The 13,390-nt window shown below is 54.4% G+C and carries 14 protein-coding genes and 3 pseudogenes; 10 read left to right on the forward strand and 7 right to left on the reverse strand.

Annotated features, from left to right (window positions below; translation table 11 throughout):
* The first annotated feature begins 169 nt into the window (after positions 1-169).
* Positions 170-691 (forward strand): hypothetical protein, encoded by a 522-nt coding sequence (locus AC54XV_RS14615; protein ID WP_192873883.1) that lies wholly within the window; start codon positions 170-172, stop codon positions 689-691.
* Here the strand turns inward: AC54XV_RS14615 and AC54XV_RS14620 are convergent.
* Positions 661-948: an Ea8.5 family phage-derived protein gene (locus AC54XV_RS14620; RefSeq protein ID WP_058398288.1), complete on the reverse strand. Its 288-nt coding sequence runs from the start codon at positions 946-948 to the stop codon at positions 661-663. The two genes, AC54XV_RS14615 and AC54XV_RS14620, sit on opposite strands and share 31 nt — an antisense overlap.
* 102 nt (positions 949-1,050) lie before the next feature.
* On the opposite strand from AC54XV_RS14620, the gene AC54XV_RS14625 reads away from it, so the two are divergent.
* From AC54XV_RS14625 to AC54XV_RS14635, 3 genes are read left to right on the forward strand one after another with little or no spacing between them, the layout of a single operon-like run.
* A complete protein-coding gene (locus AC54XV_RS14625; RefSeq protein WP_058398287.1) occupies positions 1,051-1,275 on the forward strand; it encodes a hypothetical protein in 225 nt (74 codons plus the stop codon).
* Entirely contained in the window at positions 1,272-1,430 is a 159-nt protein-coding gene (locus AC54XV_RS14630; protein ID WP_235592044.1) for a hypothetical protein, read from the forward strand. Before AC54XV_RS14625 ends, AC54XV_RS14630 begins: the two co-directional genes overlap by 4 nt.
* Positions 1,431-1,457: 27 nt before the next feature.
* Positions 1,458-1,787 carry a hypothetical protein gene (locus AC54XV_RS14635; RefSeq protein ID WP_235592043.1) on the forward strand — a complete coding sequence of 110 codons (330 nt, stop codon included), beginning with the start codon at positions 1,458-1,460 and terminating at the stop codon, positions 1,785-1,787.
* A gap of 205 nt (positions 1,788-1,992) precedes the next feature.
* Here AC54XV_RS14635 and AC54XV_RS14640 read toward each other — a convergent pair whose 3' ends face one another.
* Entirely contained in the window at positions 1,993-2,208 is a 216-nt protein-coding gene (locus AC54XV_RS14640; RefSeq protein WP_152999820.1) for a hypothetical protein, read from the reverse strand.
* A gap of 88 nt (positions 2,209-2,296) precedes the next feature.
* Here AC54XV_RS14640 and AC54XV_RS14645 point away from each other — a divergent pair.
* The 4 genes and pseudogenes from AC54XV_RS14645 to AC54XV_RS14660 all read left to right on the forward strand — a co-directional run.
* A pseudogene (locus AC54XV_RS14645) lies at positions 2,297-4,346 on the forward strand (DNA cytosine methyltransferase).
* A gap of 265 nt (positions 4,347-4,611) precedes the next feature.
* Positions 4,612-5,376, forward strand: a pseudogene (locus AC54XV_RS14650) (MCP four helix bundle domain-containing protein); the annotation flags it as partial.
* Positions 5,368-6,231 carry a methyl-accepting chemotaxis protein gene (locus AC54XV_RS14655; RefSeq protein ID WP_331851766.1) on the forward strand — a complete coding sequence of 288 codons (864 nt, stop codon included), beginning with the start codon at positions 5,368-5,370 and terminating at the stop codon, positions 6,229-6,231. The pseudogene AC54XV_RS14650 and the gene AC54XV_RS14655, both read left to right, overlap by 9 nt.
* Before the next feature lie 341 nt (positions 6,232-6,572).
* Positions 6,573-6,965 (forward strand): annotated as a pseudogene (locus tag AC54XV_RS14660) (hypothetical protein); the annotation flags it as partial.
* A gap of 39 nt (positions 6,966-7,004) precedes the next feature.
* Here AC54XV_RS14660 and AC54XV_RS14665 read toward each other — a convergent pair.
* The gene (locus AC54XV_RS14665) at positions 7,005-7,223 is read right to left on the reverse strand and encodes a hypothetical protein (protein WP_024638618.1); all 219 of its coding nucleotides are present in this window, start codon (positions 7,221-7,223) and stop codon (positions 7,005-7,007) included.
* Between the two features lie 759 nt (positions 7,224-7,982).
* On the opposite strand from AC54XV_RS14665, the gene AC54XV_RS14670 reads away from it, so the two are divergent.
* Together AC54XV_RS14670 and AC54XV_RS14675 are read left to right on the forward strand one after the other, a co-directional pair.
* Complete coding sequence (locus tag AC54XV_RS14670) at positions 7,983-8,966, forward strand: DUF1852 domain-containing protein (RefSeq protein ID WP_104684267.1); 984 nt, start codon at positions 7,983-7,985, stop codon at positions 8,964-8,966.
* 23 nt (positions 8,967-8,989) lie between these two features.
* Positions 8,990-10,021: a methionine synthase gene (locus AC54XV_RS14675; RefSeq protein WP_003400934.1), complete on the forward strand. Its 1,032-nt coding sequence runs from the start codon at positions 8,990-8,992 to the stop codon at positions 10,019-10,021.
* Between the two features lie 158 nt (positions 10,022-10,179).
* Here the strand turns inward: AC54XV_RS14675 and AC54XV_RS14680 are convergent, their stop codons facing one another.
* From AC54XV_RS14680 to AC54XV_RS14695, 4 genes are all read right to left on the reverse strand, one after another.
* Positions 10,180-10,953 (reverse strand): lytic polysaccharide monooxygenase auxiliary activity family 9 protein, encoded by a 774-nt coding sequence (locus AC54XV_RS14680; RefSeq protein ID WP_003400932.1) that lies wholly within the window; start codon positions 10,951-10,953, stop codon positions 10,180-10,182.
* 147 nt (positions 10,954-11,100) lie between these two features.
* Positions 11,101-11,487, reverse strand: a complete 387-nt coding sequence (locus AC54XV_RS14685) for a VOC family protein (RefSeq protein WP_103377758.1) — start codon at positions 11,485-11,487, stop codon at positions 11,101-11,103.
* Position 11,488: 1 nt separating this feature from the next.
* Positions 11,489-12,502, reverse strand: a complete 1,014-nt coding sequence (locus tag AC54XV_RS14690) for an isopenicillin N synthase family dioxygenase (protein ID WP_024642731.1) — start codon at positions 12,500-12,502, stop codon at positions 11,489-11,491.
* 227 nt (positions 12,503-12,729) lie between these two features.
* Complete coding sequence (locus AC54XV_RS14695) at positions 12,730-13,368, reverse strand: isochorismatase family protein (protein WP_487212762.1); 639 nt, start codon at positions 13,366-13,368, stop codon at positions 12,730-12,732.
* Between the last annotated feature and the right edge of the window lie 22 nt (positions 13,369-13,390).

A 13,390-nucleotide genomic window follows, 5' to 3' on the forward strand; every position in this document is an offset into this window, starting at 1 on the left:
CAACCCAAATTGCCACCACTAGACACGGAGGGCGGCGCATGCATGGAGAAACACCATTGCCGAGGCGCAGGTAGGCCTGCTCTGGCACGCGCTAGGCCTACGACCTGATTGTCGCGACAGCCGAACCGTATATCGAAACCGTTTCCTTGCCGGCCCAGGCCACGACGACATGACGGATTTGGAGGCTCTGGTGACCCTGGGGCTGATGGGAAGTCGAAAGCCACCAGCGTTTTGCGATCAGAACGAAATTCTCTATTTCGCGACCGAAGAAGGCGAACGATTCGCCACTGCCCAAATGCCACCTGCACCTAAGCGCACGAATTTTGACGCCTACCTGAATGAGAGCGAGTGCTACGACAGCTTTGCCCACTTCTTGGGCATCAAGATGCCTCGGTATCAAAAGCACGAATATCGCATGGTTCGCTACAGGCCCAACATAAACCGCTTTCATAGCGCCGACTACTTGCTGCTTTGCGAACCAGCTGAAATAGCCGGTGAGTGGTGCTTGGACAAGAAGGAAGCGAAGACCAGTACAGAGCCGCACTTAAAGCGGCCCCTCGCAGAACCCGACGAGAGTACGACGAAGGTTTTTGACTGCCCACCCTCACCTATTGCGCTGAACGCCTCGGCAGGCGGGCGGCTGCCGAAAAGGCAACGGAATCAATCATTACGATGCTTTTCGCAGCTATAGCACTCTTGAGCGGCAAAACTCTCAAAAGCGCTGGTGATGGAATCGGTTGCATCCTTCTGATCATCAAATATCTGATACTCGCCGCGCTTATAGTGAAACGCCACGTGTTTGAAAGCCTCGTTGAGCCCTGTTTCTTGATCTAGATACGTTCCGGGGTGGGCCCGACACTCTTTCAAAGCGTTGGCTTTAAGTAGGATAGATAGTGCGATCCCGTGCTTTTCCTCTTCCCGTTCCATTTCCCGCTTCGCCTGTCCCATTGCCAAGACCTCACGCCGATTGATTGAAGAACCAACATCTCATGTCGGCATGATTTGTCAATTCACATTTTTCCAAGCACGCCACACCGGCGAGGATGAACCATGAAAACCTACCGGCACACGTTCACGGCCGTCTGCCCCTCGGACGGTGACACGATCATCTACAAGCTGGAGATACGCACGCACCTCAAGACAGCGACGGCGCTCATCAAGTCTGGGTATCACGAACGCATTGCTGACGATTTGTCGGAGCGCTTCGGCGGAGACCAGACGATGATCGTCACGCACCAAGGCGTCGAGATTGAAACAGTGAGGCTAAGCAGATGATCCACTACCACGGCACCCCAGTCGACGGCACCCGCCAGGACGGCGCCAGATTCCTTGCCGGTCGGCACGCGCTGGTGCCCTTCCCTCGCCAGGATGACATGGGCATCGTCGCCGAGGTTTGTCAGTCGTTCGTGTTCGACAATGGCGCGTTCTAGATCTGGAACAAGCGCGGCACGCTTGACGTGGAGGGTTACACCCGCTGGGTGGAGGACTGGCACCGGCACCCGGGTTTCGACTGGGCATTGATCCCCGACGTTATCGACGGCGATGAGAAGGCAAACGACGTGCTACTGGCGGCGTGGCCCAGCGGTTTGCGCGGCGTACCGGTTTGGCATCTGCATGAGTCGATCGAGCGCCTGCATCGGCTTGCCAGCGAATGGCCAACGGTGGCCTTTGGCAGTTCCGGCCAATGGGAGTCACCAAGCACATCTGCATTGTGGAAGCGGATGGCTGCCGCGATGGACGCGATCTGCGACGAGCAAGGCCGCCCCATGTGTCGACTCCACGGCTGAGGATGCTGGACCCCGCCATCTTCCAGCACCTTCCGTTCACCTCAGCCGACTCGACAAACGCTGCTGTCAACGGCGGCAGCATCAGCCGATTCGGTATGTACGCACCACCTACAGCAGGGCAGCGCGCCTGCGTTATCGGCGACCGGATTGAAGCACACAACAGTTCGCCTATCTGGCAGCGAGAAAAGCAGAGCGAGATGGCTATCTAATTCAAGCGCGACTGATCAGCAGGGAACCAATTCTTCCGGTCAGGCGCTTGTGTCTGCACCTCAAGCGACCATTTATCGCCGCACTCTTTGCACTCATAGCTGGTAACAAGGTTTGATCCTTTTTCATCTGTTCCGTAGTTCAGAAATTTGTCCGAACTTCCTGTGTCTTCAACTTCAGTCATTGCAGCTGAGCAGCAGTTACCAATTCCCATCGTTTCTATCTCCTTGCTCCGGCGATCTGCCGGGGTGAACACCAATACCCCACTTCAACGACTCACGCCACCCCGGCGAGGATGAACTATGTCCGCTCACCAGAAGAACACCCCTTCGACTTTAAAACCCAGTAAGGCCTTGGCTTCAATCCGCAAGACGATGAGATCGTTGTGGACTTCTTTTGTGGCGGCGGCGGTGCCGGTACCGGGCTGGAAATGGGCCTTGGGCGCACCGTCAGCGTGGCCAAGAATCACAGCCCGGCGGCGATCAGCATGCACACCGTGAATCACCCAGGTGCGAAGCACTTCACCACCGATGTATTCGACGGCGATCCGGATACCGAATGCGGTGGCAAGGCCGTGGGCTGGTTCCAAATGAGCCCGGATTGCACCCATCACAGCCAGGCCGCTGGCGGGCAGCCGCGCAGGCGCGAGATCCGCAACCTGTCTTGGATCGGCTTGAAGTGGGCAGGCAAGAAGAAACCCCGCGTCATCAGCCTGGAGAACGTGAAGCAGATCCTGCAGTGGGGGCCGCTGGTAGCCAAGCGTTGCAAATCGACCGGGCGGGTCGTGAAGCTGGGCGGCGGTATTGCTGCACCGGGTGAGGTTGTGCCGGTCGATCAGCAGTTTCTGGTGCCAGACCCTGCCAAGCGCGGCCAGACTTGGGCGGTGTTCATGGCCGAGCTGGAGCGCCTGGGCTATACCGTCGAGTGGCGTGTGATCCGAGCGTGCGCCTTCGGCGCGCCGACCAGCCGGGAACGCCTGTTCATGATTGCCCGCTGCGACGGGCAGCCGATCGTGTGGCCAGAGCCGACCCACGCCAAGCGCCCCGCCAAAGGGCAGAAGCCTTGGAGGACCGCAGCAGAGTGCATCGACTTCACCGACCTCGGCAAAAGCATATTCGGGCGCAAGAAAGACCTTGCACCGGCTACCTTGCGGCGGGTGGCCAAGGGCATGAAGAAATTCGTAATCGACAACCCGGCACCGTTCATTGTGCCGATTGCGAACTGGTCGGGCGAAACGGTGCAATCGGCCAACGAGCCGCTGCGCACGATCACATCATATCCAAAGGGCGGCGCTTTCTCGGTCGTCAGCCCGGTCATCGCACCAGCCACCCATCAAGGCAGCGATCGCATCAACGATCCACTTGAGCCGCTGCCAACGATGACGTGCGCCAACCGCGGCGAACTGACGCTGATCAGCCCTATCCTGATCCAGTCTGGCTACGGTGAGCGCGACGGCCAACAGCCTCGCGTGCCGGGTATCGATCAGCCATTAGGAACGGTCGTTGCCGGTGGCGTCAAACACGCGCTGGCCGCAGCGCACTTGGTGAAGTTTCGATTCAACGACCCAGGCAAGGCGCTTGACGAGCCTCTGCCGACCATCACAAGCGGAGGGAACTACCAACGGCCCGCTGGTGCAGCCCACGCTATGGGCTTGTCGACAGCGTTCATGGCTCAGATGAACGGTGGCTTCAACACGACGCACGCCAAGGGCGTCGACGAGCCAATGACGACGGTCACCTACACCGGAAGCCAGCAGCAACTGGTGGCCGCAAGCCTGGTGCACCTTCGCGGCAACTGTGACGCGCGGGACACCGCCGAACCTCTGCACACGATCAGCGCAGGCGGCCAGCACCACGGACTGGTCAGCGCGTTCATGGAAAGGCAGTTCGGTGCCAGTGTCGGTCAGCCTCTGGATGAGCCAGCGCCTGCCGTGACGGCGGGTGAGCTCTGTCTTATCGCTCAGGCTCTCCCCAGAGCATGAGGAAGGTGCACTGCGCGTCGCCGCATTCCTGATCAGCTATTACGGCACCGAGAACGTGAGCGGTGCGGGTGAGCCAGCACCAACCATCACCACCAAGGATCGCTTGGCGCTAGTCACCGTCATGGTCAAGGGCACGCCCTACGTGATCGTCGACATCTGCCTGCGGATGCTCAACCCGTCCGAGCTTTACAAGGCTCAGGGCTTCCCCGCCGACTACGTCATAACACACGGCGCCGACGGTAAGCCATTCACCAAGACCCAACAGGTTCACATGTGCGGCAACAGCGTGAGCCCGCCGCCTATGGCAGCGCTCGCTCGAGCGAACGAACGACCCGTAGCGCACATCAACTCAACATCAGGTGGCAGCATGATCAATCTCTTCTGGCGACTGCTCGCCGAGCTACTCGCGCGCCACGCAATGGCTTCCTGGCCAGCGGTGCTGATCAGGTGCGTGGCTTGACAGTGCTGTAAAGAGAGCAGCAGTGAACATCCGGCGCCCGGCTTTTATAAAATTACGCCGCTTGTCGCCCCTACTGCGGGAACGGCAGTAGGAGGCCGATACAGATGCATCACCCTTCTGGTTCGGATAGGGAAAACAAGGAAGGCTACACTACGATGAATCTCTTACGCGGCACTATGTTATCAACACGGCTAATTTCTGCGTTTGTAGTATGCGCAGTTGTCACACTAGGTGTCGGTTTTATCGGATATACGGGAATTACCGGCCTCAAAAACAGCGTAGATGGAATCGTAAACAACAACCTTATATCTGTATACAGCACGAGTAACGCCCGTTCAAATGCTATAGCACATTACCGTGACTTACACCGCGCATTGCTGTTCAAATTCGCGAAAGCAGATCAAGCCAAATATGAAGATGTTATAAGATCCTTAGCAGACAACCAGCAAGAGGTGGAGCAACTTTTCAAAATATATCGGCAAACTCCTTTGCAAGACGATGAACGCATTGCAGGTGACCAGTTTGAAAAATCGTGGCCAACTTATATAAACGCATCCTCTAAAGTAATCGAATTAGCGGCGAAAGGTGACCTTGAAAGTGCGACCAGGCTATTCGAGCAAGAAGTGGATCCCGAATACAAAAAAGCAAACGATGACCTAAAGATAATAGTAGCTTCTAATAAGCGCCAGAGCGACGAAGCCGCAGTAGAAGCCGTGAAAACTTCAAACACCGCCTATTGGTCATTAGCCGTAGGTGTTGTGATCGCATTCATTGCCGCGATTATTCTGGGTTTATTGGTAACACGCTCGATCACTCGGCCGCTTCTTGGGGCACTGCGGACCGCAAAACAAGTGGCCGACGGCGACCTTTCTCAAAAAATTGATGTAAGTGGGAACGACGAGATTAGCACACTGCAATCAGCACTGGGCATAATGCAAATTAACCTAAGAGATACTATTCAGGAGATCGCTAATGCGGCTGATCAACTAGCATCTGCGTCCGAAGAGCTGAACGCAGTTACGGAGGAAAGCGCCAAAGCACTGATACGTCAGAACGATGAAATTCAGCAAGCCGCTACGGCGGTTAATGAGATGACAGCCGCCGTAGAAGAGGTAGCTCGTAACGCGTCTGGAGCCTCTGAGTCCTCTGAAGAAACCAGCCGTAGTGCTATTCAAGGACGTGACCAAGTAAAGAACGCAGTTGGATCGGTTAATACAATGGCAGAGCAGATTTCTCAATCGACTGAAAAAGTCACGGTACTCGCGACGAGAGTCAACGAGATAACCGGAGTTCTCGCGGTCATTCAGTCAATCGCCCAGCAAACCAACCTCTTGGCCTTGAATGCCGCAATCGAGGCTGCCAGAGCTGGCGAGCAGGGTCGCGGCTTTGCCGTAGTCGCCGATGAAGTACGTGCCCTTGCGCATCGAACGCAAGCATCAACTACAGACATCGAGTCTATGATGAGCCAGATCCGTGCCGGTGCGGATGAAGCAGTGATCGCCATGAATAACAGTAGGAGCCTTGCAGGAGAAACCCGTGACCAAGCGATTGAGGCAGGCCACGCGCTAGACAGAATAACCGAAGGTGTTTCAACGATTAACGAGAAAAATCTCGTAATCGCAAGTGCTGCCGAAGAGCAAGCTCACGTAGCTCGTGAGGTGGATCGAAACTTGGTCAACATTCAAGATATCTCTACTCAGACCGCAACTGGCGCACATCAGACCAATGCTTCAAGTGCCGAGCTCTCCCGACTGGCTGCCTCATTTGGATTGCTGGTTAATAAGTTTAAACTCTGAATAATAACTGATCAGAGTGCGCGCATGTTATACGCACCTGATGATAGTCTATCCATGTGCATAGTCGCTATCCATGCGTCTCTGCTAATAAGTCAAGAATAGGTTCCGGCCTAAGTAGCTGGAACCTAACTCAGAGAACAGTGTGCGCCCTTACACTTATATAAGCTAAACGCACTAGGCTTCAAAAACCTTAAACGCGTCAACAGAGAAATATTACAACCTTGAATTAAATGAGGTGGGGGTATGACATCATCCGATTTGAGATCGCAGCGAACTGGACTGATGAACCCGTGCCAAGCTAGATAGGCCTTCTGATGCCGAGAATTAGCCTCCTCCCAATGGTACGAGAGGCTTGGCAGGATGATGCTCAGGTGAATGCGATCGCGCCGCGAGAGCTGAGCCATGGTGAACCGATCCAGTACCCGGCGGATGGAGCCTCGAGGCAAAACGGATGCTCGATGATCACGCCAGGGAAAACTCGGCCATCCATTCACATGCCGCGCAGGGTCAGCCGCATCCTGCTGGAGATCAATGATGTGCGGGTTGAGCGTCTGCAGGACATCAGCGAAGGGCAGGCAGAGGGCGTCAACTTCCTGCGTTCAGCACCAGACCTCGATGAGACGCTGACCGCTGCGCAGCTCTTCGATTGCCTTTGGTCGGCCATCAACAGTGCCGATTCATGGAACGCCAACCCATGGGTCTGGGTAGTTGAGTTCAAGCCGGTGACGCGATGACAGGCTGCCAAGCACTAGAACAAGCCTGCGTCAACGACGTCAGCCTATGCTAAGCAACCGCGCTGGCGGTTTCTCATCAGCTTTCCGGTAGAGATATTGACGCCATTCCCGAAAGGCGCTTTGCTGACGCGAGCATGCATCTCTCCACTGCTCACCACCCACCTGCCCCACATGCAGGGCCATCATTATTTCAGTGGCCTTGTCGAGCTCGCCCACTAAATCATGTGCATTGGTTGTATCGAAATAATTGGTGTTCATAAAGATCCATTTTAATTATTGGCTATCAATCGACTAGCCATCTCCTTGATCGTGCTCGGGCTCTGACGAGCGGTATAAATACAAAATCCAGCTCGAAACGTTAAGCATGTCCACTCTCCCAATAAAACATTTACAGCCTGCCGGTGATCGGCAGGCGGAGACCTGTCATGCCTGAAAGAATCCCCTGCGTCGAGTACGACGCCGCAGCCATTCGTTGCAATAGCGGTTTCCCGGTCCTGCACTCTATTTGCCATGGTGGTCCTGTAGGCTGCCATTTCTGCGGCGTGCCAGGAACCATGCCCATGTGTCTGCGTGAAGACCTTCCGCCTCACCTGATGCGGGACGACGGCATGCCGCTCGGCTGGCATGACAAATCACACCGCCCTACATGTTCGTAAAGATCAGCTCTCCCCTGTCTGTAATTGCCATGCCGTACTTGAGTCTGCCCAGGTACTGCTCGTGCATGGAGTAGACCCGGTCATTGATGATTCTGAAAATCATCGTTGTGTCCGACCAGATATTACCGTGGATGGCCCCCCTTCCAGAGACCTGCCTACCCTTAGGTCAATCATGAGCGTGACTAATGATTTATTGAAATAAATTCGTTTTTGTTCATGTAGGCAACCGGCCTAAAATTCCTACAGCTCTTCACCCTCAACAGAATAATGGTCGCTGATTGAAGAGACAGACATCGGTCATAGCTGAAGGGGTAAGAAGCCTGTTCGGGTGTTGCCTCATAAGAAAGGATGCCAAGCCAAGATGAAAAAAGAATTCACATTTTCTGTCAAGTTCACTCGTTTTGATGAGAATTATTCACCCTCAGACACGACACGAGTCACGACGAATTTTGCGAACCTGGCCAGGGGGGAAAGTCGCCAGCAGAATTTGCGTAATACGTTGACGATGATCGACAATCGCTTCAATGCGTTGGTGCACTGGGACAACCCCAAAGGGGATCGTTATACGGTGGAGCTGAATATTGTCTCTGCGGAAATGAATATCGATACTGAAGGCAATCACCCTGCTATTCCGTTAATTGAGATTTTAAAAACCACGATCATTGATCGAAAAACCGATGAGCGTATTAATGGAATGGCAGGAAATAATTTTTCCTCTTATGTGCGAGACTATGATTTCAGTGTGCGATTGCTGCAGCACAATAAGAGTCAGTCCGGGCTCAGCACGCCAGAAAACTTCGGAGACTTGCACGGAAAACTCTACAAATGCTTCGTCAATTCAAGTAGCTACAAAGCACATTTCGACAAGCCACCTGTTATCTGCCTGAGTGTATCGAGCGCCAGGACCTACCACCGGACCGGGAATCAGCATCCGGTATTAGGGTTCGAGTACCAGCAGGACGAATACTCGTTGACGGATGAGTACTTCAGGAAGATGGGATTAAAGGTTCGCTATTTCATGCCCCCGAACAGCGTTGCGCCTTTGGCTTTCTATTTTTCAAACGACTTGCTTGGTGACTACACCCCTCTGGAGCTTATTAGCACCATCAGCACGATGGACACTTTTCAGAAAATTTATCGACCTGAGATCTATAACGCGAACTCAACGGCAGGAAAACTCTACCAGCCCAGCTTGCAAAATCAAGATTACTCACTGACTCGCATTGTGTATGACCGCGAGGAACGCAGTCAGCTGGCTATCGAGCAAGGAAAGTTCGCTGAAGAGCACTTTATCAAACCTTACCAGACCGTTCTGGATCAGTGGTCCGCTAGCGACGCCCTTTGATCATCTAAACCAAGGCTATTTTTATGAAAAAGCTGTTGCCTACCTCTACCGCTGGCAGTTTGCCTAAACCTTCCTGGCTTGCACAACCTGAGACGCTCTGGTCACCTTGGAAATTGCAAGGCGAAGCACTGGTTGAAGGCAAGCAGGATGCGTTACGTTTGTCGCTGCAAGAACAACAACTGGCCAATATTGATATCGTCAGCGACGGTGAACAAACGCGCCAGCATTTTGTAACTACATTTATTGAGCATCTCGACGGCGTCGATTTTGAACAGCGCGAGACCGTTAGAATTCGTGACCGCTACGATGCGAGCGTGCCAACGGTCGTGGGCGCTGTCGCTCGCCGAGCGCCGGTTTTTGTTGAAGACGCAAAATTTCTACGCCAGCAAACCAGGCAGCCTATCAAGTGGGCCTTGCCCGGGCCAATGACGATGATTGACACCCTCTACGATGCTCATTACAGAAATCGTGAAAAACTGGCTTGGGAGTTTGCCAAAATTCTCAACCAAGAGGCCAAAGAACTTGAGGCTGCCGGGGTTGATATCATTCAGTTTGATGAGCCTGCATTCAACGTGTTTTTTGATGAGGTGAACGACTGGGGCGTCGCCACCTTGGAAAGGGCAGTTGAAGGGCTTAAATGTGAAACGGCCGTGCATATTTGCTATGGCTACGGCATCAAGGCGAATACCGACTGGAAAAAAACGCTGGGTTCGGAATGGCGGCAGTACGAAGAGGCCTTTCCCAGACTGCAGAATTCCAGCATCGACATCATCTCATTGGAATGTCACAACTCGCGCGTCCCTATGGATCTGCTGGAACTCATCCGAGGCAAGAAAGTGATGGTAGGGGCCATTGATGTGGCAAGCCATACCATTGAAACGCCTGAGGAAGTCGCCAACACGCTGAGGAGAGCGCTTCAATTCGTCGATGCCGACAAACTCTATCCGTGCACAAACTGCGGAATGGCCCCCCTCCCTCGTCATGTCGCCAGCGGCAAGCTGCGCGCGTTAAGTGCGGGGGCAGACATCGTGCGCAAAGAACTCTTGAGCCAGTGATCGGCTACGTACGCAAGTCAGTAGGCGATACTCAGGCCTGGCTTGCACAAAAAAGCCCGGCGCTGAAGCCGGGCTTTCTGATCATCTATTCCTTATGCAGAACAAGCATGGGCAACGCTTCGCTGGACGCTTGCACCCTGCCCTTCACATCTACCGCCTCATTTTCCAGACACGGGCACATCAAAATCGACATCAAACGCCTGATAAAACGCTTTATCGGTTTCGGCGACGATCCAGGCAAGAAGAATGACATGATGTCCGTGTTTATCGCTGGGTAATGTTGCTTTTGTAATCTCTGCGGGCTGAAGCTCATCCCGGTGTTTATCAAAAGGACTCAACGGCGAGATATCGCTCCACATCAATCCGTCTTGACCGTCCGCTTTGAAGTGGTTATCACTGACGTAGTTCTTTCCCTGGAAGGCTTCCCGCGTAATGGGTTTGCTTTCATCCCAGCCGTCTTTGGTAATAAACCACCGGTAGCCGCGTGTGACATGTACGGCATGGTACGCCCATCTAACTTCAAACTCGTCTCCACCCGCAACGCTCAACCGAGGCCACTTTTCAGCCGCACCATGACCTTTTTGCGTTATTTCCTCAATGATCCCGACATCCGTCAGGTTCAAGCATTTACGCCGATCATCTTGCCCCCCGCTCAGTATGAGTCCGTCTGGTGGCGGGTTGGCAAGCGGCGGCGCTGACGCAGGCGGATCGAGATTAATAGGCTCATCGACGCCAGGGAAGTCGTGCGCAAGACCAAATGTCTCGTCTGGAAAGTTTTTGCCTCCTTCCATAGCGACCACCTCCCACTCCAGCAACAGCCCTTTGGATATGGCATAAGAACCACGGGATTCGGGACTGGTTACCATACCGTGTCTGGGTTGTGCGCTAGCAGATTCATTCATGTCCATATCCTCAATTATTGAATCAGGCATGCCTTGCCTGTTGCACAATTGAAGACCTGCTTTCACGGACGGGATAGCTAGCAGTTCAGCCAGTAGATTTTTCGATAAATGTCTGAAACAGAGGAGCCTGTCTGGCCGCGCCAGCCCCCTCTCCACTCCATGCTCGACAGCAACTTTTCAGCGCATCACGTTAATGCGAAAGACATTCTGCTCGGGGTCCAGCAGCACGGCCTGATACCAGTTGTAATAGGTCAAGTACGGTTCCTTGACCAGTGTTGCGCCCTGCGCCACCGCCAGCGGCACCAGTCGGTCCACCTCGGCCTGGTCGGACACGTCGATGTTGAGCAAGAACCTGCACCCCGTGCTGCCTGCAAACGCCTCCAGGCCAAGCAGCTCGTACGCATCCAGTGCGTTGAAACCAATACAGGACTTGCCGGTGTCCAGTCCGCGAAAGATCGGTGACCTGATGGCCTCGATTTCGCGAAAGCCGAACAGGTTCGAGTAGAAGGTGCTCAGGCGGACGATGTCCTGCGCGAACACGTTGACGTATGAAAGTGTGCTCATGTCAGGCCACCTTGCTGCCGCCAAAAGTGGTCTGCTTGACGAACTTGGACAGCAAATGATCGCCTGATGTAACCGGCGCATGCCGAGGCGTGGCGCCAGGCTGCAGGCAACCTGGCAGGCATTTAATCAACGTGTCGTAGTTCGGTTGGTGGAAGAACACCAGAGACTGTCGGCGGTTGTCCTGCTCGCTGGTCATCGGTGGATTGACCACTCGGTGCAGCGTGGAAATCCACTGGTCGTTGGTCCACTGCATCATCAGGTCGCCAATGTTGACCACAAAACCATTCTCGACATACGGCACATCGACCCACTCGCCCTGACGATTACGTACTTGCAAGCCGCCCAGCGCGTTATCAGGGCGAACTATAGTCAGACTGCCGTAGTCGGTATGCGCACTGGCGCGTAACTGGCCAGCCTCGACTTCAGTCTTGATATCCGGATAACTCAGGCTGCGGAACATACTGATATGCCGGTCGATCTTGTCATCGAAAAAACACTCATCCAGTTCCAATGCCAGGGCAAACAGGCGCATCAACGATTGAGCCAATTCGCTCATGGCATCGAAATAGGCCTGGTAAGCCTCCTTGAATCCGGGCAGCAGGTCTTGCGCAGGCCAGACATTCGGTGCGAAGTGCGACCCGGCCTGGGCATTGTGATAATAATCTTCATCCGGCACATCGCTCGGCCCGATGGAGAAAGACTCCTTGAGATCCCCCGGCGCACTTTCCTCCAGAGAATAGGAAAGGCTCTCCTCGGCCACCGCGCTGTAACCACGCACCATTTCCGGGCTGGGCCGATCAACCTTGCGCTTTTCCGCCAGCGGCAAATCAAAAAATTGCCGGGTCAAACGCGAGACACTGTCGATAAGTTCTCCGGGAATCTGGTGCTCGGTGATGACCAGAAACCCGATATCCCTACACGCCTGATTGACTGCCCTGGCTACGGCAGCCTTGCCGTCCGGGTCTTCTGAAAAGTAGGGGGCCAGGTTGATAATGGGCACATAGTGCAGAGTCATACGGCTGTTTCCTCTCGCTGAAACGCTGCTGGAAAGGCTCACCGACAAGGGTGAAGGTCAGCGAGGCAGGAGCAGAAAGCATGCCACTGGAAGAATTCATCGTTCATACAAGCAGTTAGCTGTTTCGACGGTTAAAGCCGGATCAAACGGTCTGAAACAGAACGCATGGTTTGAATGCACAGGTCTGACAAAACGGGCCAGGATTGCGCACATTCGCCCCGCTGTTTTCAGGCGCTTGCAATACGCTGGATGACGTCGGCGGTCGTCGTTACTTCACCGAACTCATAGGCAATCGTCGTCAGGGATATTCGCTGAACTTCTTCAGCTGAAACAGCACCGAACCCGACGTCCGGGTAGTCCATCGCAGCATTGGCGTCGCTCAGCGCGATGACTTTGTACTCACGATGCACGCCGTCTCTGATCGTGGTTTCACAACACACATTGGTGACCGTACCGCAGACGATAATCGTGTCGACATCCCGCGCACGCAGCACGGTGTCCAGGTCCGTGTTATGGAAGCCGCTGTAAAACAGCTTGTCGACAATCACGTCACCTGGCCGAGGCGCGAGTGCTTCGATGACCTCAACGTCCGGATCATGCCGTGCCAGTATCTGGTCCACATTCGGATAAAGATCACGCATGCGCCCGGTATCAGAACCATCGCCGCGCACGATATGGCGAAGATAAACCACCATCACCCGAGCAGACCGTGCGGTTTGCAGCAGCATCTGGATAGGCTGGACGATGTCCGCAGTACTTTTTACGTACAACGCCCCGCTGGGCTCACAAAATACCTTTTGCATGTCTACAACGATGACCGCCGTTCTGAGCGGATCGATCGGCCAGCGGACAAGGGGTTTGCTCATGGGACTTACCTCGATTGAGCCT

It is taken from the genome of Pseudomonas fragariae (ex Marin et al. 2024), assembly GCF_059621105.1.

Bases quoted from the DNA above. Each gene is read 5' to 3' on its own strand.
- AC54XV_RS14680 (WP_003400932.1), bottom strand. From the start codon at position 10,953: ATGCCTGATTCAATAATTGAGGATATGGACATGAATGAATCTGCTAGC.
- AC54XV_RS14655 (WP_331851766.1), top strand. From the start codon at position 5,368: ATGCAAATTAACCTAAGAGATACTATTCAGGAGATCGCTAATGCGGCT.
- AC54XV_RS14675 (WP_003400934.1), top strand. From the start codon at position 8,990: ATGAAAAAGCTGTTGCCTACCTCTACCGCTGGCAGTTTGCCTAAACCT.
- AC54XV_RS14685 (WP_103377758.1), bottom strand. From the start codon at position 11,487: ATGAGCACACTTTCATACGTCAACGTGTTCGCGCAGGACATCGTCCGC.
- AC54XV_RS14670 (WP_104684267.1), top strand. From the start codon at position 7,983: ATGAAAAAAGAATTCACATTTTCTGTCAAGTTCACTCGTTTTGATGAG.
- AC54XV_RS14630 (WP_235592044.1), top strand. From the start codon at position 1,272: ATGATCCACTACCACGGCACCCCAGTCGACGGCACCCGCCAGGACGGC.
- AC54XV_RS14640 (WP_152999820.1), bottom strand. From the start codon at position 2,208: ATGGGAATTGGTAACTGCTGCTCAGCTGCAATGACTGAAGTTGAAGAC.
- AC54XV_RS14695 (WP_487212762.1), bottom strand. From the start codon at position 13,368: ATGAGCAAACCCCTTGTCCGCTGGCCGATCGATCCGCTCAGAACGGCG.
- AC54XV_RS14625 (WP_058398287.1), top strand. From the start codon at position 1,051: ATGAAAACCTACCGGCACACGTTCACGGCCGTCTGCCCCTCGGACGGT.
- AC54XV_RS14690 (WP_024642731.1), bottom strand. From the start codon at position 12,502: ATGACTCTGCACTATGTGCCCATTATCAACCTGGCCCCCTACTTTTCA.
- AC54XV_RS14620 (WP_058398288.1), bottom strand. From the start codon at position 948: ATGGGACAGGCGAAGCGGGAAATGGAACGGGAAGAGGAAAAGCACGGG.
- AC54XV_RS14665 (WP_024638618.1), bottom strand. From the start codon at position 7,223: ATGAACACCAATTATTTCGATACAACCAATGCACATGATTTAGTGGGC.
- AC54XV_RS14615 (WP_192873883.1), top strand. From the start codon at position 170: ATGACGGATTTGGAGGCTCTGGTGACCCTGGGGCTGATGGGAAGTCGA.